Here is an 18015-nt window from a genome sequence, read left to right on the forward strand (position 1 = left end):
CTTTGCTTTGGCGCGTCCAGACGTGATACCAAATGACGAGTAAACGGCCAAATACCTGCGCTGACTCGAGGGGGCGATGCAATGGCTGGCCAGATGGTGACCAGTACCCGACCGGAACGGTCGGGGCGTTTCATGCGGGCCCTGGGGGCCGCCTTGGTGGCGCGGCGCAGCCTGCGCTACGAGATCACGTTCGCCCTGTCGGCCATCGTCATCTCGACCGGCCTGCGCCATGCGCTGAACGACATCCTGCCGCCGGGCTTTCCCTTCCTGACCTTCTTTCCGGCCGTGATGCTGACGCTGGTCCTGTCGTCGCTGCGATCTGGTATCGTGGTGGGCGTCGTCTGCGGCCTGATCGCGCTGCATTCGTTCATCGAGCCGGTGGGCCGGCTGTCGCTTGATGCGGGCTCGGTTCTGGCGCTCGGCTTCTACACGCTCATCATCGCGACCGAGGTCGTGTTCATCACCGCCGCCCGCCGCGCGCTGCTGCAACGATTGCGGGCCGAGGCGCGGGCCACCCATCTGGCCCATGCGCGCAGTCTGATGTTCTCCGAGCTGCAGCATCGCATCTCGAACAACCTCTCGACGGTGGCCGCGCTGCTCAGGCTTCAAAGCCAGCAGATCACCGACGAGACGGCGCGCCATGCCCTGCTGGCGGCGCAATCGCGCATCCGCTCGATCTCGCTGCTGCAACGCCGGCTGCACGCGCCCGACATGCAGGATCTGGACGCGGCCGATTACCTGCGCGACGTGCTGGCCGATGTGGTCGAGGTCGCGGGCGCGGGCGATGTGCAGCTCGAATTCAGTGCCGACAGCCTGCCCCTGCCCCATGACAGCGCCGTGCCTCTGGGGCTGATCGCCAGCGAATTGGTCATGAACGCGATCGAACATGCGGCGGCGCAGGGCCGCGTGAACCATGTCACCGCGCGGCTCAAGGTGGACGGACCGGCCGGCCAGGGCCGCACCGCCGCGACGCTTGAGATCCGCGACCGCGGCCCGGGCCTGCCCGACGGCTTCGCGCTGGAACGCTCCGAAAGCCTCGGCCTGATCGTGGCGCGGCAATTCGCGACGGCGCTGAACGGGGAATTGTCACTGAAGCGGCACCCGCAAGGCGGCACCGTGGCGCGGCTGGGCTTCGCGGTCGATCCCCCGCAAGGCGGCCTCGCCGCATGAACAGGGGCGCCCGCAGGCGCCCCGTTCCGTCTCAGAAATCCCAGTCCTCGTCCTGGGTCGCGACGGTCTTGCCGATGACATAGGACGAACCCGACCCCGAAAAGAAGTCGTGGTTCTCGCTGTCCGGCGACAAGGCGGCCAGGATCGCGGGGTTCACCTCGCAGGCGGCCGGCGGGAACAGCGCCTCGTAGCCCAGATTCTGCAGCGCCTTGTTGGCGTTGTAATGCAGGAAGGCCTTCACATCCTCGGTCAGCCCGATCCCGTCATATAGCTGCTCCGTATAGCGGCTCTCGACCTCGTATAGGTCGAACATCAGCGAAAAGGCGAAATCCTTCAGCGCGGCCCGCTCGGCCTCGGACACTCGCTCCAGCCCGCGCTGGAACTTGTAGCCGACATAATAGCCATGCACCGCCTCGTCGCGGATGATCAGTCGGATCAGGTCGGCGGTGTTCGTAAGCTTGGCCCGGCTCGACCAGTACATCGGCAGGTAGAAGCCCGAATAGAACATGAAGCTTTCCAGGAAGACGCTCGCGATCTTGCGCTTCAGCGGATCGGCCCCGGCCGCGTATTCCTGCAGGATCAGCCGTGCCTTCTGCTGCAGATGCGGGTTCTCCTCGGACCAGCGGAAGGCGTCATCCACCTCGGGCGTCAGGCAGAGGGTCGAGAAGATCGACGAATAGGACCGCGCATGGACCGCCTCCATGAAGGCGATGTTGGACAGGACCGCCTCCTCATGCGGCGTGATCGCATCGGCCATCAGCGCGGGCGCGCCGACGCTGCTCTGGATCGTGTCCAGCATGGTCAGCCCCGTGAAGACCCGGATCGTCAGCTCGCGCTCGGCCGGCCGCAGCGTCGCCCAGGACTGCACGTCATTCGACAGCGGCACCTTCTCGGGCAGCCAGAAGTTCACCGTCAGCCGGTTCCAGACCTCCAGGTCCTTCTCGTCCTCCAGCCGGTTCCAGTTGATCGCGCGCGCCGCGCCCGTCACCATGTCACGCATCGCCCAAGCCTCTTCTTCGTTGTCCAAATATCCCGGGGGTCCGGGGGCTGGCCCCCGGTCCGACGCCCGTCAAAGCGAGCAGCTGACGCAGCCCTGCACCTCGGTCCCCTCCAGCGCGGCCTGGCGCAGGCGGATGTAGTAGATCGTCTTGATCCCCGATTTCCACGCCTTGATCTGCGCGCGGTTGATGTCGCGGGTCGTGGCCTCGGCCGGGAAGAACAGCGTCAGGGACAGGCCCTGATCCACATGCTCGGTCGCGGCCGCATAGACATCGATGATCGCGTCCGGCCCGATCTCGTAGGCGTCGCGGTAATATTCCAGGTTCTCGTTCGACATGAAGGGCGCGGGGTAATAGACGCGGCCGATCTTGCCCTCCTTCCGGATCTCGATCTTCGAGACGATCGGATGGATCGAGCTGGTCGAGTTGTTGATGTAGCTGATCGAGCCCGTAGGCGGCACCGCCTGAAGGTTTCGGTTGTAAAGCCCGTCCTTCATCACCGCCTCGCGCAGAGCCGCCCAATCCTCACGGGTCGGCAGCGTGATCCCCTCGAACAGCCGCGCGACCTCGGGCCGCTCGGGCAGCCAGTCGCGGGTCACATATTTCTCGAAGAACGTCCCGTCGGCATAGCGCGACTTGTCGAAATCCTTGAAGGTCGTCCCCTTCTCGCGCGCCAGCGCGTTCGAGGCGCGGATCGCGTGATAGGTGATCGCCGCGAAATAGACGCTGGTGAACTCGACCGCCTCGGGACTGTCGTAATGGATCCGCTCGCGTGCCAGGAAGCCGTGCAGGTTCATCTGGCCCAGACCCACGGCATGAGCCTCGTCATTGCCGCGCCGGATCGAGGGCACCGCGTCGATGGCCGACATCTCCGAGACCGCCGTCAGCGCCCGGATCGCCGTTTCGACCGTCGCGCCGAAATCCGGCCCGTCCATCGTCTGCGCGATGTTCAGGCTGCCCAGGTTGCACGAGATGTCCGTGCCCATCTTGGCATAGCCCAGATCCTCGTTGAACTCGGACGCCTCGGCGACCTGCAGGATTTCGCTGCACAGGTTCGACATGGTGATGCGCCCCGCAATGGGGTTGGCGCGGTTCACCGTGTCCTCGAACATGATGTAGGGATAGCCCGATTCGAACTGGATCTCGGCCAGCGTCTGGAAGAACGCCCGCGCGTTGATCTTCTTCTTCTTGATGCGCTTGTCCTCGACCATCTCATGATATTTCTCGCTGACCGAGATTTCCGAGAAGGGCACGCCATAGACCTTCTGCACGTCGTGCGGCGAGAAGAGGTACATGTCCTCGTTCCGCTTCGCCAGCTCGAAGGTCACGTCGGGGATCACCACGCCAAGCGACAGCGTCTTGATGCGGATCTTCTCGTCCGCGTTCTCGCGCTTTGTGTCGAGGAAGCGCAGGATGTCCGGGTGGTGGGCGTTGAGATAAACGGCCCCTGCCCCCTGCCGCGCGCCCAGCTGGTTCGCGTAGCTGAAGCTATCCTCCAGCAGCTTCATCACCGGGATGACGCCCGAGGACTGGTTCTCGATCCCCTTGATCGGCGCGCCGGCCTCGCGGATGTTGGTGAGCATCAGCGCGACGCCGCCGCCGCGCTTCGACAGTTGCAGCGAGGAATTGATGGCGCGGCCGATGGACTCCATGTTGTCCTCGATCCGCAGGAGGAAACAGGAAATCAGCTCGCCGCGGGACTTCTTGCCGGCGTTCAGGAAGGTCGGCGTGGCGGGCTGGAAACGGCCCGACAGCATCTCTTCCATGAAGGACATTGCCAGCGCCTGATCGCCACGCGCCAGCGTCAGCGCGACCATGACCACGCGGTCCTCATAGCGCTCCAGATAGCGCTGCCCGTCGCGGGTCTTCAGCGTGTAGCTGGTGTAATACTTGAACGCGCCGAGGAAGGTGGGAAAGCGAAACTTGCGCTTGAAGGCGGCGGCCCAGATCGCGTGCAGGAACTCGCGCGGATACTGCGCCAGCACCTCGGCCTCGTAATAGCCCTCGTCCACCAGGTAATCGAGCTTCTCGTCCAGCGAGTGGAAGAAGACCGTGTTCTGGTTGACGTGCTGCAGGAAATACTGCCGCGCGGCCATGCGGTCCGCGTCGAAGCGGATTTTCCCCTCGCCGTCATAGAGGTTCAGCATCGCGTTCAGCGCGTGGTAGTCGAGGTCGGGCTTCACGGCGTCAAGCATGGCTCTCTCCAGAACAGGGTCAGCCCGTCGCGGATGCGGGCGATATCGGTTTCCGTCCCTGCCAGCTCGAACGTGGCCAGCACCGGGACGCGGCATTTCTCGGCGATGATCCGGGCCGACAGGGCATAGGTCGGCCCGAAATTGCGGTTTCCGCCGCCGATCACCCCACGGATCAGGGCGCGGCGGGCGGGGTCGTTCAGAAAGCGGATCACCTGCTTGGGGACCGCGCCCGCCCCGGTGCCATCGGCATAGGTCGGGCAGATCAGCACGTAGGGCGCCGTGGGGGCGGGCATGGGCTCGGCCTCGCGGATGGGGATGCGCGCGGCAGGCAGACCAAGCGCCTGCACGAACCGCGCGGTGTTCCCCGAGCTCGACGAGAAATAGACCAGCCCCGCCATCGCCCCGGTCAGGCCAGGGCGCTGATCATGTCGGGGCGAAAGCCCGCCCAATGCGCCTCGCCCGCGATGACGACCGGGGCCTGCCGATAGCCAAGCTCGGTCACGCGGGCCATGGCCTCGTCGTCCTGGGTCAGGTCGATCACGTCATAGTCAAGGCCGCGGGCATCCAGCGCACGGGTCGTGGCGGTGCACTGCACGCAGGCGGGTTTGCTGTAAACGATGATGGTCATGCCCTGCTCGCTTTCCTGTCAGAGGCGCGGGGCTAGGGCTGCCGCCCCCGGACCCGCCGCCCGGTCCTTGTGATGTCTTGCCATCGCCCCCCGGACGGCCCGGCCGCGACGGTGACCAAAACCCCCTGAAAAAGGACGTTTCGACGGGAAGAACCCGTTCTACCGGAGCGTGAGCCGTGGATGCGATGCCACATCATATAGACCGCAGCGTTAATCGGGTGTCAATATCTGGTATGGTCTGCTGGGTCATTTCGTGGATGCCCGAACACGGGAGCAACCCGGCGGGCCGCCCGTCTAGCCTGAATATTCCGGGCTTTCCAGAGCGTCGCGGGCGAATTCACGGTCGCCCGGCCAATTCGCCGCATCCGCCCCCAAGCCGCCGCCAAGCACGAATCGTGATCGCCCTGGCGCGGCGGGAATTGCCCGGAAAGCGGGCATCGCGCCGCCCCCTGCCGCAGATGCGGGCATAAACGCCCGGACGCTCCGCTTCCGCCTGCCGGATGGGCTGATCCACCTGCCGTCCGCGCGGCCTCGCGCTTAGACGGAAGGTATGCCGAAGCTCTCCATCATCGTGGTCGAACGCGACCGGGAACGCGCCCTGCGGATCGTCGACGGTCTGGGCGGAGCCGAGGGGCACGAGATCGCCGTCATCTCGGAAGAGACCGGCCTTGCGCGGCGGATCACCGAACTCAAGCCCGACATCGTGCTGATCGACATCGCCAACCCCTCGCGCGACGTGCTCGAGGAACTGGCCTTCGCCTCGGGGCCGATGGACCGGCCGGTGGCGATGTTCGTGGACCGCTCGGACGAGCAGATGACCCGAGCGGCGATCGAGGCGGGCGTTTCGGCCTATGTCGTCGACGGGCTGCAACCCGATCGGATCAAGCCGATCCTCGACGCCGCAATCGCGCGCTTCCACATGTTCCACAAGATGCGGACCGAACTGGCCGCGACCCGCGCCGCGCTGGAGGAGCGCAAGATCATCGACCGCGCCAAGGCCATCCTGATGAAGGCACGTGGCATCGACGAGGAAGCGGCCTATGCCCTTCTGCGCAAGACGGCGATGGACCAAGGCCGCCGCGTCGCCGACATCGCGCAGCAGCTGGTCATGGCGGCGGGGCTTCTGACATGAGCGCGACGACCTTGCGCCTGGGCTATGTGCCGCTGATCGATGCGGCCCCCCTGATCATCGGTGCCGAGATCGGCTTTGCCGCCGAAGAGGGGCTGGAATTCGACCTGATCCGCCTGCGCTCCTGGGCGCAGAGCCGCGACATGCTGGGCACGGGCGGGATCGATGCCGCGCATATGCTGGTGCCGCTGCCCATCGCGCAGGCGCTTGGCCTTGGGCCGGACTACCCGGCCTTCGATCTGGCGATGTTCATCAGCCAGGGCGGGCAGGCCATCGCGGTCAACGCAGCGCTCGCCGAGCGGCTGCGGGGCATCGGCCACGGCTTCGGCTTCGGCGATGCGCAGGAAGCGCGGGACGCACTCGCGCAGGTGGCGGGGCCGTCGCTGCGGGTTGGCGTCCCCTTCACTTTCTCGACCCAGGCGCATCTGGTCCGGCACTGGCTGAAGGGGTCGGTGCTCGAGCCGCGCCTGTCGATCCACACCGTCCCGCCGCCGATGATGGCTGACGCGCTGGCTTCGGGCGAGGTCGACGCCTTCTGCGTGGGCGAGCCCTGGGCCTCCTACGCCGTCGAGACGGCGGCGGGGGCGTTGCTGCTGGCCGGGCGTGCGATCTGGAACGCGCCGCCGGAAAAGGGGCTGGTCCTGACCCGGGCCTTCACCGAAGGCGAGCCCGAACTGACCGGCGCGCTGATGCGGGCCGTCTGGCGCGCCTGCCGCTGGCTCGACATCCCCGAGAACCGCGGCACCGCGGTCGAGATCCTGTCGAGGCCCGACTACCTGAACCTCTCGCCGGAACTCAGCGAGCGGGGTCTTCTGGGCCGCCTCCATGTCACCCCGCAGGGCGAGGTCCGGCATTTCCCCGACTTCATCCGCTTCCACGCGGGCGGGGCGAATTTCCCTTGGCGCAGCACGGCGGCGCTGCTGGCGCGGGGGATCGCCGAGGCCCATCACCTTGACCCGCAAGCGGCGATGGAGGCGGCTGGCGCCTGCTTCCGCACCGACCTTTACCGGCGGCACCTCAGGGCGGCGGGGGCGGACATGCCCGGCGCCTCGGCGCGGATCGAGGGGGCGATGACCCATCCCACCCCCGTCGCCAGCGAGAAGGGGCAGATGATTCTGGGCCCCGATGCCTTCTTCGACGGCGAAACCTTCGACCCGCCGATCTATTCGCGCTGATTTCGCAGGCAGTCGCGCTGCGCTTGGCGGCACTTGGCGAAAGCCGCCAGAAATCCACGGCCCCTTTCTTGACCGATTCGCCCCCGATGCGCCAAGGTCAGAACAAGGCCACAGGGCAACGGCGCCCCGGCCACCGATCTTCCGCAAGGCTGCGGACCCCCTTTCTCCGGCAACGACGCCACCACGCTTGTCCCGATGACGGGTCACGCGCCGGTGGCTTTTTTCCATTGCCGTCCCGCCATTCCCGGCCCCCTGGGCCACGCAAAGGATCGCCAGATGAGCCTGATCACGCCGACCCGCCGCAGCTTCCTGAAATCCGCCGCCTCGGTCGCGGCCACCGCCGCTGCCGCGCGGCTTGCCTTGCCGGGCGGAGCCTGGGCCGCCACGCCCGCGCTGGAAACCACCGGCGCCACGCTCGGCTATATCGCGCTGACCGACAGCGCGCCCCTGATCATCGCGCTGGAAAAGGGCTTCTACGAAAAGCACGGCCTGACCGACATGCGGATCGAGAAGCAGGCCAGCTGGGGCGCCACGCGCGACAACATGGCGCTCGGCTCCTCGGGCGGGGGCATCGACGGCGGGCACATCCTGCGCCCGAAGGTGCACCTTTACTCCACCGGCACGGTCACGCAGAACAACCAGCCGCTGCCGATGTACAACCTTCTGTCCCTGAACGAGCAGTGCCAGGGCATCTCGGTCACCCAGGCCTATGCCGACAGCGGCGTCGGCCTGAATAGCGCCCCCCTGAAGGAGATCTGGGCCGCCCGCCGCGCCGCCGGGCAGGAGATCCCCGTCGCCATGACCTTCCCCGGCGGCACCCATGACCTGTGGATGCGCTACTGGCTGGCCGCGGGCGGGATCGATCCCACGACCGAGTGCGACCTGATCGTCGTCCCGCCCCCGCAGATGGTCGCCAACATGAAGGTCGGCAACATGGAGGCCTTCTGCGTCGGCGAGCCGTGGAACGAGCAGCTGGTGAACCAGGGCATCGGCTTCACCGCCTGCACCACCGGCGAGATCTGGGCGAACCACCCCGAGAAGATCCTCGGCATGCGCGCCGATTGGGTGGACGCGAACCCCAACGCCGCCCGCGCCATCCTGATGGCCGTGATGGAGGCGCAGATGTGGTGCGAGGAGGCCGCCAACAAGGACGAGATGGCCGAGATCCTGTCCAAGCGCCAATGGTACAACGTCCCCGTCGCCGACATCGCCGCCCGCATCAAGGGCGAGATCAACTACGGCAACGGCCGCGAGGAGAGCCGCCCCGATCTGGCGATGCGCTTCTGGGGCGAGAACGGCAGCGCCTCTTTCCCGTGGAAGTCGCTGGACAGCTGGTTCATCACCGAGAACAAGCGGTGGGGCTACCTGCCGGGCGATCTGGACACGGCCGCGCTGGTCGATCAGACCAACCGCTCGGACCTCTGGCTCGAGGCGGCCGCCGCGCTCGGCCTCGAGACCGGCGACAAGGGCGACAGCCGCGGGACCGAGACCTTCTTCGACGGCACCACCTTCGATCCCGCGGATGCGGACGGCTATCTCGCCGCCCAGTCCATCAAGGCCATGGTCTGAGGAGGCAGGAATGACCGTCACCGCCCTCAAGCGCCCCGCCGCCGCCGCCGCCGCCCCGCGGCCCGCGGCCACCGTCCACGCGATCCCCCGCCCGCGCAGCGCCGCCTCTGCCCGCGCCGCCCGGCTCGGCCGCGCCGCCGCCGCCAACGTCCTGCCGCCCGTGCTGGTCGTCGCCGCGCTCCTCGGCCTCTGGCAGCTCCTGCTGGCCGGGGGCGGTGCCGCCTTGCCCTCGCCGATCGAGATCTGGCAACAATCCGGGGACCTGATCCTGGAGCCCTTCTACGTCGCCGGCACCCAGGATATTGGCCTCGGCTGGCGCGTCCTGACCTCGCTGGAACGTGTCGGCATCGGCTTCGGCCTCGCTGCCTTTGTCGGCATCGCGGTCGGCGCGGTGATCGGCCAGTCCGCCTGGCTAATGCGGGGCGTCGATCCGCTGTTCCAGGTGCTGCGGACCGTGCCGCCGCTGGCTTGGCTGCCGATCAGCCTTGCCGCCTTCATGGACAGCCGACCCTCGGCCATCTTCGTGATCTTCATCACCGCGATCTGGCCCGTCATCATCAACACCGCCGCCGGCGTGCGCGCCATCCCGCAGGACTACCGCAATGTCGCTGCCGTCCTGCGCCTCAGCCCGCTCGAGTTCTTCTGGAAGATCATGGTCCCGGCCGCCGCCCCCTACATCTTCTCGGGGCTGCGCATCGGCGTCGGCCTCGCCTGGCTGGCCATCGTCGCGGCCGAGATGCTGACCGGCGGCGTGGGCATCGGCTTCTTCATCTGGGACGCGTGGAACAGCTCCATGCTGACCGACATCTTCGTCGCGCTGCTCTACATCGGCGCCACCGGCTTCGCGCTCGACCGCCTGGTCGCCTTCATCGGCACCAAGGTCAGCCGCGGCACCACGGTCTGAGGAGAAACACCATGAGCTATCTCAAGATCGATCACGCCGGAAAGACCTTCACCTCGGGCAGCCGGTCGAACGTCGTTCTTCAGGACGTGCGCCTCGACATCGCCAAGGGGGAGTTCGTCTCGGTCATCGGCCATTCCGGCTGCGGCAAGTCCACCCTCCTGAACATGATCGCGGGCCTCACCGAGACCACCTCGGGCGGCATCATCCTGGAAGGGCGAGAGGTGAACGCCCCCGGTCCCGACCGCGCCGTGGTCTTCCAGAACCACAGCCTGCTGCCTTGGCTCACCGTCTATGACAACGTGAAGATGGGCGTGCAGAAGGTCTTCGGCAGCACCAAGTCCAAGGCCGAGCGCCACGACTGGATCATGCAGAACCTCGATCTGGTGCAGATGGGCCACGCCGCCCAGAAGCGCCCGGCCGAGCTGTCCGGCGGCATGAAGCAGCGCGTCGGCATCGCCCGCGCCTTGGCGATGGAGCCGAAGATCCTGCTCCTCGACGAGCCCTTCGGCGCCCTCGACGCCCTGACCCGCGCCCACTTGCAGGACGCCGTGATGGAGATCCACGCCCGCCTCGGCAACACCATGATCATGATCACCCATGACGTGGACGAGGCCGTATTGCTGGCCGACCGCATCGTCATGCTGACCAACGGCCCCGCTGCCACCGTGGGCGAGGTGCTGGAGGTTCCCCTCGCGCGCCCCCGCGACCGCATCCGCCTCGCCAGCCACCCCGACTACGTGCGCGCCCGCGAGGCGGTGCTGCGCTTCCTTTACGAACGTCACCGCTTCGTCGAAGCGGCGGAGTAAGCCCATGACAAAGAACCTCGTCGTCATCGGCGCGGGCATGGCCTCGGGCCGGATGCTGGAGCATCTGTTCGAGGCCGCCCCCGGCGCCTACACTGTCACCCTCTTCAACGCCGAGCCGCGCGGCAACTACAACCGCCTGATGCTCTCCCCGGTCCTGTCGGGCGAAAAGACCTACGAGCAGATCGTCACCCATGACGAGGCCTGGTATCAGGCCCAAGGCGTCACCACCCGTTTCGGCGAGGCCGTCACCGCCATCGACCGCGAGGCGCAGGTTGTCCACGGCAGGAACGGCGCGGTGCCCTACGACGCGCTGGTCATCGCCACCGGCTCGGCCCCCTTCATCATCCCGGTCCCCGGCCACAAGCTGCCCGGAGTCGTCTCCTACCGCGATCTCGAGGACACCAACGCCATGATCGCCGCCTCCCGCCCCGGCGCGAAGGCGGTGGTCATCGGCGGCGGCCTTCTGGGCTTGGAAGCCGCCGCCGGCATGGCCGCCCGCGGCGCCGAGGTGACGGTGATCCACCTCATAGGCCACCTGATGGAGCGCCAGCTAGACCCCGCCGCCGGCTACCTGCTGCAAAAGGACCTCGAGAAACGCGGCATCCGCATCCACTGCAAGGGCGCCACGAAAGCCATCCTCGGCGAGGATCGCGTCGAAGCCGTGCTGCTGGAAGACGGCACCGTCTACCCCGCCGACCTCGTCTGCATGGCCGTCGGCATCCGCCCCGAGACGCGGCTGGCGAACGACGCCGGTCTTGAGGTCGCGCGTGGGATCACCGTGAACGACCAGCTTCAGACCTCCGACCCCGCGATCTACGCGCTTGGCGAATGCACCGAGCATGACGGCCAGCTTTTCGGCCTCGTCGCCCCCCTCTACGATCAGGCCAAGGTCTTGGCCGCGACACTGGCGGGGCAAGAGTCTGCCTTCAAGCCCGTCCAGACCGCGACCAAGCTGAAGGTCACCGGCTGCGACCTCTTCAGCGCCGGCGACTTCGCGGACGCCCCCGGCCGCGAGGACATCGTCTTCCGCGACCCCGGCCGCGGCATCTACAAGCGCCTGATCCTGGAAGGCGAGCGCCTGATCGGCGCCGTCATGTATGGCGACACGGCCGACGGCGCGTGGTTCTTCGACAAGATCCGCTCGGGCGCCGACGTGACCGCGGACCGCGACACCCTCATCTTCGGCCCCGCCTTTGCCGGAGGTGCCCAGGCGGACCCTCTGGCAGCCGTTGCAGCCTTGCCGCCTGAGGCGGAGATCTGCGGCTGCAACGGCGTGTGCAAGGGACAGATCACCCGCGCCATCGAGGGCGGCGCCACCACCCTCGACGCCGTGCGCGGCCTGACCAAGGCCAGCGCCTCCTGCGGGACCTGCACCGGGCTGGTCGAGCAGGTCATGGCCCTGACCTTGGGCGACGGCTTCGCGGCCAACGCCAACCCGCCCATGTGCAAATGCACCAACCACACGCATGAGGACGTGCGCCGCCTCATCAAGTCGATGGGCCTCAAGTCCATCCCGGCGGTCATGCAGGAGCTGGGCTGGCGCAGCACCGGCGGCTGCGCCTCCTGCCGCCCGGCGCTGAACTACTACCTGCTTGCCGACTGGCCGCTGGACTACCGCGACGACCGCCAGAGCCGGTTTGTGAACGAGCGCAACCACGCCAACATCCAGAAGGACGGCACCTACTCCGTCGTCCCGCGCATGTGGGGCGGCGTCACCACCCCGGCCGAGCTGCGCGCGATCGCGGATGCCGCCGACCGCTACAACGTGCCCATGGTCAAGGTCACCGGCGGCCAGCGCATCGACCTGCTGGGCGTGCGGAAAGAGGACCTGCCCGCCATCTGGTCAGACCTGAACGAGGCCGGCATGGTCTCGGGCCATGCCTATGCCAAGGGCCTGCGCACGGTGAAGACCTGCGTCGGCCAGCAGTTCTGCCGCTTCGGCACGCAGGATTCGACTGGCCTCGGCATCCGCCTCGAAAAGCTGCTCTGGGGCTCCTGGACCCCGGCCAAGGTCAAGCTGGGCGTCTCGGGCTGCCCCCGCAACTGCGCCGAGGCAACCTGCAAGGACATCGGCATCGTCTGCGTGGACAGCGGCTTCCAAATTTCGGTCGCCGGCGCCGCCGGCATGGACGTGCGCGAGACGGTGCCCCTGCTGACCGTCGCCACCGAAGACGAGGTCTGCGAGGTCACCGCCGCCTTCGTCCAGCTCTACCGCGAGAACGCCCGCTACCTGCACCGCATTTACAAATGGGTGGACAAGGTCGGCCTCGACTGGTGCCGCGAGCAGGTGGCGGACCCCGCCACCCGCGCGGCGCTCTACGACCGCTTCATGCTGAGCCAGTCGGTCTACCAGGCCGATCCCTGGGCCGACCACGCCGCCCGCCCGGCGGAATGGTCCCCCGTCGCCGACCTGACCCTGAGGGCCGCCGAATGAACCTCATCGACATCGCCGCACTCCACGACATCCCGCGCGAAGGCGCCCGCGTCGTCCGCACCGCCCAGGGCTGCGTCGCCATCTTCCGCACCGCCACGGATCAGGTCTTCGCCCTCGACGACCGCTGCCCCCACAAGGGCGGCCCCCTGTCCGAGGGCATCGTCCACGGCACCTCCGTCACCTGCCCCCTGCACAACTGGGTCTTCGACATGGCCACAGGCGAGGCCCAGGGCGCAGACGAGGGCCGCGTGGCCACCTACGCGGTGCAGGTCAAGAACGGCCGCATCCTTCTAGACGCCGCCTTCTTGTCGCGCAGGGCGGCATGACGGTCCGCACGACCTGCCCCTATTGCGGCGTCGGCTGCGGCGTCCTCGCGAGCCCGGACGGGCAGGGGGGGCTGACGATCAAGGGCGACCCCGACCACCCCGCGAACCGCGGCCGCCTCTGCGTCAAGGGCGCAGCCCTGGGCGAGACCGTCAGCACGGCAGGCCGCCTTCTGACCCCCCGCATCCACGGGGCCAAGGCCTCGTGGAGCACCGCCCTCGACTTCATCGCCGACCGCTTCACCGACGCTGTGACCCAGCACGGGCCGGACAGCGTCGCCCTCTACGTCTCGGGCCAGCTGCTGACCGAGGACTACTACGTCGCCAACAAGCTGATGAAGGGCTTCATCGGCAGCGCCAACATCGACACAAACTCCCGCCTCTGCATGGCCTCCTCGGTGGCCGGCCACCGCCGCGCCTTCGGGACCGACACCGTCCCCGGCCTCTACGAGGACCTGGAACTGGCCGATCTGGTGGTGCTGACCGGCTCGAACCTCGCCTGGTGCCACCCGGTCCTGCACCAGCGCCTGCTGGCCGCGCGCGCCGCCCGGCCGCAGATGAAGATCGTCGTCATCGACCCTCGCCGCACCGCCACCTGCGAGGATGCGGACCTGCACCTGCCCCTCGCCCCCGGCGCGGACGGGCACCTGTTCAACCTGCTGCTCTGCCACCTCCACGACACCGCCCGCACCAGCGCCGCCTTCCTGCCGCATGTCACCGGCTTCGACGCCGCGCTGACCGCCGCCCGCGCCAGCCGCCCCGAGGATACGGGCCTGCCGCCCGACCCCCTGCGGCACTTCCTGGACCTCTGGGCGCAGACCGAAAAAACCGTCACCGTCTACTCCCAAGGCATCAACCAGAGCGACAGCGGCACCGACAAGGTCAACGCCATCCTCAACTGCCACCTCGCCACCGGCCGCATCGGCCGCCCCGGCATGGGCCCCTTCAGCGTCACCGGCCAGCCCAACGCGATGGGCGGGCGCGAGGTCGGCGGCCTCGCCAACATGCTCGCCTGCCACCTCGAGCTGGAGAACCCCGCCCACCGCGCCGCCGTGGGCGCGTTCTGGAACGCCCCCCGCATGGCGAGCCGCCCTGGCCTCAAGGCCGTGGATATGTTCCGCGCGGTCGAGGATGGCCGCATCAAGGCGCTCTGGATCATCCACACCAATCCCGCCGTCACCATGCCCGAGGCCGACCGTGTGTCCCGCGCCATCGCCGCCTGCGACTTCGTTTCGGTCAGCGACATCCGCGCCGATACCGACACGGCCCGCCTGGCCCATGTCCTGCTGCCCTCGGCCGCATGGGGCGAAAAGGACGGCACGGTCACGAATTCCGAGCGCATGATAAGCCGCCAGCGGGCGGCCCTGACCGCACCGGGTCAGGCGCAGCCCGATTGGTGGCAGATCGCGCAGGTCGCGCAGCGGATGGGCTTTCAGGGTTTCGACTGGGCCAGCCCGGGGCAGATCTTCGCGGAACATGCCGCCCTGTCGGGTATCGCGGGCGGGCTGGGCAGCGATTTCGACATCTCGGATCTGGCATCGCACGATTACGACGCGCTGTCGCCGGTGCTCTGGCCGCAAGGCCCCACGCAGCGCGGCGGGCGCTTTTTCGGATCGGGCCGCTTTCACACCCCGGACGGGCGGGCGCGGCTGGTCCCGGTGGCGGCCGCCCTGCCAGCGCGCCGTCCCGACAGGCTGACCCTGAACACGGGCCGCACCCGCGACCAGTGGCACACGATGACGCGGACCGGTCTGTCGCCGCGCCTGTCCCGCCATCTGGCCGAGCCCTATCTGGAAATCCACCCCGAGGACATGGCCCGACTGGGCCTGATGCCTGCCGGACTGGTCGAGGCGAAGACCGACGCCGGTTGCGCGATCCTACGGGTCTTGCCCTCGGACGCGGTCGCAATCGGCCATCCTTTTGCGCCGATCCACTGGAGCGGGCAGACATCCTCGGCGGGCCGGATCGACGCGCTGGTCGAGGCGCGGACCGACCCGGTTTCGGGCCAGCCCGCCAGCAAGTCGATGCAGGTCGAGCTGCGTCCCTTTGCGGCGTCGTGGTTCGGCTATTGCGTGACGCGCCGGGATGTCGTGCCGGATTGCGATTACTGGGCCAGCGCCGCGATCCCGGGCGGGCGGCAGATCGAGATGGCCGGCGCCGCGATTCCGACGGACTGGTCGGCCCGGTTTCGCAACTGGTTCGGCGCGACCCCCGACATGACCCTGGTCGATCCCGCGCGCGGCCTGTTCCGCGCCGCGCTGTCGGACGAAGGCGGGCTGGTCGCCGCCCTGTTCGTATCGGATCAGCCGGTCCGCCTGTCGCGGGCGCATCTGGGCGACAGCCTGACCCGCCCCGACCCCGCGATTCTGGCGGGGCATCCGGGCGAGACGACCCCCGATCAGGGCGCGATTCTCTGCGCCTGTTTCGAGATCGGCGTGAACACGATCATGCGCGCCATCGCCCGCGAGGGCCTGCAGAATGTCGAGGCCATCGGCGTAGCCCTCGGCGCGGGAACGAATTGCGGTTCCTGCCGGCCGGAACTGCGCGCACTCCTGGCCCGGTCCCTTCCCGTTGCGGCCGAGTAGCGGTTTGCGCTTTTCTCAGCCCGGGCGATGGGGTATGCGGCAGGCGTCGGGGCGTAGCGCAGCCTGGTAGCGCGACGGTTTTGGGTACCGTAGGTCGGAGGTTCGAATCCTCTCGCCCCGACCATGACTTAGGGGTCTTCCCTAGTCTCCGTCTTACAGGTCATTTTACAGAGACGTTCGCTTTTCGGCCTTCCGCAGCTTCTCGGCGAGGCTGTCGGACATGGCGGGCGACAGGGCCAAATAGCGCTCGATGACCTCCGAAGCTTGTTTGAGAGACCAGCCCATATGGGTGGCGATCTCCTTCAGCTCTGCCCCAGCCTCAAGCAGCCGGGTCGCAGCGGTCCGCGTGCATCGTAGAGCCTCAGCTCACGCCGCAATTTCAGGCTGTCACGCCACTGGCTGACGGCGTCGCCAAGGTAGTTTTCGTGCTGGTAGGGAATCCCGCGCTTGTTCACGATGAGCCGCGCCTGATCGGCGGGCGTGGCGTCGATCAGCACAGCGAAGCCAGCCGTTTGCGCTTCTGCGTCCAGATCACGACCTGCCGGCCGTGAGGGAGTCGGTGGATGTGCTCGCTGGACAGCAACGGCAGATCGCCGGGCCGCCGCCCCGTCTCAAGCGCAATGGCCAGGATGCGCAAAACATGGGCAGGCGCTCCCTTGTGGACGCCCCCTATCTCATCGGGCAGCCAGAAGATCTCGGCGCGGTTCGATGGCGGGCACCGATATCGCCCGCAAGCGCGTCCTGGAGGCGGTGTTCATCGCCTCCGGTATCCCGTCGCCCTCGGCCCCCTGTGCCCGCAGCCACGAAACAGCCGCGTCGCTCGGGGTCAGAAGCTCTGACAGGTCACGGATATCCTCAGGCAGCGGGTCTCGTCGCGCAAACCCGCGATCAAGCAACTTCTCGACCCACGAGATGTTGCCTTGGTTCAGCCGGGCAGCCGCGTCGAACGAGTCCGGGTGGATCGTTAGCTTCGGCCCCTTGAGTGTCTTTAACCAAGGAGCGAGCCGGTTCATATTCAGAGGCAGAAACCCCTGCTGAACGCGCCACAGGTTCATGACAAGGATGAACGAGATGGCATCCCGAGAAATGCCTTCGTTCAAAAGCACAACCTGATCAGGATTGATCGTGTGACCGATGCGCGCAAAGAAATCCTGCACGACGCAACCGTTTCTTAGCGTGGACTTGCTAAAAAGTACGGGCTGAAAGTCAATATTGGGGGCATTGTATTTTCTCAGGATGCGCTCGTAGCGAGGGATTGGCGGTCGCTGACTGATATTGATGGCGCCAGATTTTATGCGCTGCTGAATGGCGCTTTCCATGTGCCCGTGGGGCGGGCGGACATAAGCGACAACTGATATTTCCTGATGCGGCACAAGCGAGAGGAAGTCCTTGAAGGCTGCATGGCTCAGGTTGTCAAAGCCTTCTGCGGAAACGATGACGTCCTGTGCCGCATTGTCAGCCAGAGACTAGCTTCACGAAAGGAGTTCAAGGAGGCGATAGCGCGATTGCTGAAAGGTGCCACGGATCATCGCATTGCTCTTATGTGCGCCGAGAAGGAGCCACTTGATTGCCATCGTACTATTTTGGTGTCTCAAGAGCTCTTGAAGGCTGGATGTGAGGTCCAACACATTCATCAAGATGGCTCGCTCGAGACACACATGGAGGCGGCAGCGGCTGGAACGCGCTGACGTCGCCACGCTCAGCGATCTGGCCGCCGACGAGGGCCTCTCCGATCGCTATGTCAGTCGCATCCTGCGGCTTGCGTGGCTGGCGCCCGAGGTGCTCGAGCGGCTGGTTGTCCACCGCGAGCCCAGCACGATCAGCATCTACGACCTGTGCTTCGTGGCGTCCCTGCCGTGGGAAGAGCAGCCGGGGCGGGTGTTCGACTGAGCCTCAGTGAAAGCTCGCCCGATACGACGTCGCCGTCAGCGAGACATGGGCATCGAGCGGCGGGCGCAGTTCGAACGCCTTGGGCTCGCGTGAGAAGTTCCAGAGCCGGAACAGACGCCATTCCGACCTGCGCTCCTCGGCCACGGCCAGTTCGTTGCGGGTGATGTGGAAGGGCGTGCGCTCCCATCCGTTCGTCGTCTTGACCTCGA

General features: G+C 67.2%; 18 protein-coding genes and 1 tRNA gene. 12 read left to right on the forward strand and 7 right to left on the reverse strand.

The annotated features are described in order from the left end of the window. Positions 1–93 precede the first annotated feature (93 nt). Positions 94–1170, forward strand: a complete 1077-nt coding sequence (locus QAR72_RS08930) for a sensor histidine kinase (protein WP_304617024.1) — start codon at positions 94–96, stop codon at positions 1168–1170. A gap of 31 nt (positions 1171–1201) precedes the next feature. On the opposite strand, the gene nrdF is transcribed toward QAR72_RS08930, so the two are convergent. The 4 genes from nrdF to nrdH all read right to left on the reverse strand — a co-directional run bounded on the left by nrdF (position 1202) and on the right by nrdH (position 4991). Further along, positions 1202–2170 carry a class 1b ribonucleoside-diphosphate reductase subunit beta gene (nrdF, locus tag QAR72_RS08935; RefSeq protein WP_304617025.1) on the reverse strand — a complete coding sequence of 323 codons (969 nt, stop codon included), beginning with the start codon at positions 2168–2170 and terminating at the stop codon, positions 1202–1204. A 69-nt stretch (positions 2171–2239) separates the two neighbouring features. Further along, on the reverse strand, positions 2240–4363 hold the full coding sequence (gene nrdE, locus QAR72_RS08940; RefSeq protein ID WP_304617026.1) for a class 1b ribonucleoside-diphosphate reductase subunit alpha: 2124 nt from the start codon (positions 4361–4363) through the stop codon (positions 2240–2242). Next, the gene (nrdI, locus tag QAR72_RS08945) at positions 4348–4761 is read right to left on the reverse strand and encodes a class Ib ribonucleoside-diphosphate reductase assembly flavoprotein NrdI (protein WP_304617027.1); all 414 of its coding nucleotides are present in this window, start codon (positions 4759–4761) and stop codon (positions 4348–4350) included. The genes nrdE and nrdI overlap by 16 nt, the downstream gene beginning before the upstream one ends. An 8-nt stretch (positions 4762–4769) precedes the next feature. Further along, positions 4770–4991: a glutaredoxin-like protein NrdH gene (gene nrdH, locus QAR72_RS08950; protein ID WP_304617028.1), complete on the reverse strand. Its 222-nt coding sequence runs from the start codon at positions 4989–4991 to the stop codon at positions 4770–4772. 550 nt (positions 4992–5541) lie between these two features. Between nrdH and QAR72_RS08955 the strand changes: the two genes are divergently transcribed. The 9 genes from QAR72_RS08955 to QAR72_RS08995 all read left to right on the forward strand — a co-directional run bounded on the left by QAR72_RS08955 (position 5542) and on the right by QAR72_RS08995 (position 16040). Beyond that, positions 5542–6123, forward strand: a complete 582-nt coding sequence (locus QAR72_RS08955) for an ANTAR domain-containing response regulator (RefSeq protein ID WP_304617029.1) — start codon at positions 5542–5544, stop codon at positions 6121–6123. After that, the gene (locus QAR72_RS08960; protein WP_304617030.1) at positions 6120–7295 is read left to right on the forward strand and encodes an ABC transporter substrate-binding protein; all 1176 of its coding nucleotides are present in this window, start codon (positions 6120–6122) and stop codon (positions 7293–7295) included. The genes QAR72_RS08955 and QAR72_RS08960 overlap by 4 nt, the downstream gene beginning before the upstream one ends. A 276-nt stretch (positions 7296–7571) precedes the next feature. Then, positions 7572–8864 carry a CmpA/NrtA family ABC transporter substrate-binding protein gene (locus QAR72_RS08965; RefSeq protein WP_304617031.1) on the forward strand — a complete coding sequence of 431 codons (1293 nt, stop codon included), beginning with the start codon at positions 7572–7574 and terminating at the stop codon, positions 8862–8864. Between the two features lie 10 nt (positions 8865–8874). Further along, positions 8875–9768, forward strand: coding sequence for a nitrate ABC transporter permease (gene ntrB / locus QAR72_RS08970; RefSeq protein WP_304617032.1), 894 nt, complete (start codon positions 8875–8877; stop codon positions 9766–9768). An 11-nt stretch (positions 9769–9779) separates the two neighbouring features. Then, positions 9780–10574, forward strand: a complete 795-nt coding sequence (locus QAR72_RS08975) for an ABC transporter ATP-binding protein (protein ID WP_304617033.1) — start codon at positions 9780–9782, stop codon at positions 10572–10574. A 4-nt stretch (positions 10575–10578) separates the two neighbouring features. Beyond that, positions 10579–13008 (forward strand): nitrite reductase large subunit NirB, encoded by a 2430-nt coding sequence (gene nirB / locus QAR72_RS08980; protein ID WP_304617034.1) that lies wholly within the window; start codon positions 10579–10581, stop codon positions 13006–13008. Continuing rightward, positions 13005–13334 (forward strand): nitrite reductase small subunit NirD, encoded by a 330-nt coding sequence (gene nirD, locus QAR72_RS08985; RefSeq protein ID WP_304617035.1) that lies wholly within the window; start codon positions 13005–13007, stop codon positions 13332–13334. The genes nirB and nirD overlap by 4 nt, the downstream gene beginning before the upstream one ends. Beyond that, positions 13331–15916 (forward strand): nitrate reductase, encoded by a 2586-nt coding sequence (locus tag QAR72_RS08990; protein WP_304617036.1) that lies wholly within the window; start codon positions 13331–13333, stop codon positions 15914–15916. The genes nirD and QAR72_RS08990 overlap by 4 nt, the downstream gene beginning before the upstream one ends. A gap of 47 nt (positions 15917–15963) precedes the next feature. After that, positions 15964–16040, forward strand: a tRNA-Pro gene (locus QAR72_RS08995). A gap of 178 nt (positions 16041–16218) precedes the next feature. Here QAR72_RS08995 and QAR72_RS09000 read toward each other — a convergent pair. Further along, positions 16219–16413, reverse strand: coding sequence for a hypothetical protein (locus QAR72_RS09000; RefSeq protein WP_304617037.1), 195 nt, complete (start codon positions 16411–16413; stop codon positions 16219–16221). Between the two features lie 177 nt (positions 16414–16590). Beyond that, positions 16591–17235, reverse strand: coding sequence for a hypothetical protein (locus QAR72_RS09005; protein ID WP_304617038.1), 645 nt, complete (start codon positions 17233–17235; stop codon positions 16591–16593). 81 nt (positions 17236–17316) lie between these two features. Here QAR72_RS09005 and QAR72_RS15660 point away from each other — a divergent pair, with 81 nt between their 5' ends. Continuing rightward, on the forward strand, positions 17317–17604 hold the full coding sequence (locus QAR72_RS15660) for a DUF488 family protein (protein ID WP_442953568.1): 288 nt from the start codon (positions 17317–17319) through the stop codon (positions 17602–17604). Then, on the forward strand, positions 17555–17806 hold the full coding sequence (locus QAR72_RS09010) for a hypothetical protein (protein ID WP_304617039.1): 252 nt from the start codon (positions 17555–17557) through the stop codon (positions 17804–17806). The genes QAR72_RS15660 and QAR72_RS09010 overlap by 50 nt, the downstream gene beginning before the upstream one ends. A gap of 3 nt (positions 17807–17809) precedes the next feature. On the opposite strand, the gene QAR72_RS09015 is transcribed toward QAR72_RS09010, so the two are convergent. Further along, the coding region (locus tag QAR72_RS09015; protein ID WP_304617040.1) for a DUF3883 domain-containing protein at positions 17810–18015 on the reverse strand (206 nt) is incomplete at its 5' end.

Origin of the sequence: Paracoccus sp. (in: a-proteobacteria), from assembly GCF_030604785.1 — a bacterium.
Taxonomy (GTDB): Bacteria; Pseudomonadota; Alphaproteobacteria; order Rhodobacterales; family Rhodobacteraceae; genus Paracoccus.

Excerpts from the sequence above, each read along its gene's own strand:
- QAR72_RS08960 (WP_304617030.1), top strand. The coding sequence starts at position 6,120 with ATGAGCGCGACGACCTTGCGCCTGGGCTATGTGCCGCTGATCGATGCG.
- nrdH (WP_304617028.1), bottom strand. The coding sequence starts at position 4,991 with ATGACCATCATCGTTTACAGCAAACCCGCCTGCGTGCAGTGCACCGCC.
- QAR72_RS08990 (WP_304617036.1), top strand. The coding sequence starts at position 13,331 with ATGACGGTCCGCACGACCTGCCCCTATTGCGGCGTCGGCTGCGGCGTC.
- QAR72_RS08975 (WP_304617033.1), top strand. The coding sequence starts at position 9,780 with ATGAGCTATCTCAAGATCGATCACGCCGGAAAGACCTTCACCTCGGGC.
- nirB (WP_304617034.1), top strand. The coding sequence starts at position 10,579 with ATGACAAAGAACCTCGTCGTCATCGGCGCGGGCATGGCCTCGGGCCGG.
- QAR72_RS09010 (WP_304617039.1), top strand. The coding sequence starts at position 17,555 with ATGGCTCGCTCGAGACACACATGGAGGCGGCAGCGGCTGGAACGCGCT.
- QAR72_RS08955 (WP_304617029.1), top strand. The coding sequence starts at position 5,542 with ATGCCGAAGCTCTCCATCATCGTGGTCGAACGCGACCGGGAACGCGCC.
- nrdI (WP_304617027.1), bottom strand. The coding sequence starts at position 4,761 with ATGGCGGGGCTGGTCTATTTCTCGTCGAGCTCGGGGAACACCGCGCGG.
- nrdE (WP_304617026.1), bottom strand. The coding sequence starts at position 4,363 with ATGCTTGACGCCGTGAAGCCCGACCTCGACTACCACGCGCTGAACGCG.
- QAR72_RS09005 (WP_304617038.1), bottom strand. The coding sequence starts at position 17,235 with ATGGAAAGCGCCATTCAGCAGCGCATAAAATCTGGCGCCATCAATATC.
- nrdF (WP_304617025.1), bottom strand. The coding sequence starts at position 2,170 with ATGCGTGACATGGTGACGGGCGCGGCGCGCGCGATCAACTGGAACCGG.
- QAR72_RS08930 (WP_304617024.1), top strand. The coding sequence starts at position 94 with ATGGTGACCAGTACCCGACCGGAACGGTCGGGGCGTTTCATGCGGGCC.
- ntrB (WP_304617032.1), top strand. The coding sequence starts at position 8,875 with ATGACCGTCACCGCCCTCAAGCGCCCCGCCGCCGCCGCCGCCGCCCCG.
- QAR72_RS15660 (WP_442953568.1), top strand. The coding sequence starts at position 17,317 with ATGGCTCAGGTTGTCAAAGCCTTCTGCGGAAACGATGACGTCCTGTGC.
- nirD (WP_304617035.1), top strand. The coding sequence starts at position 13,005 with ATGAACCTCATCGACATCGCCGCACTCCACGACATCCCGCGCGAAGGC.
- QAR72_RS08965 (WP_304617031.1), top strand. The coding sequence starts at position 7,572 with ATGAGCCTGATCACGCCGACCCGCCGCAGCTTCCTGAAATCCGCCGCC.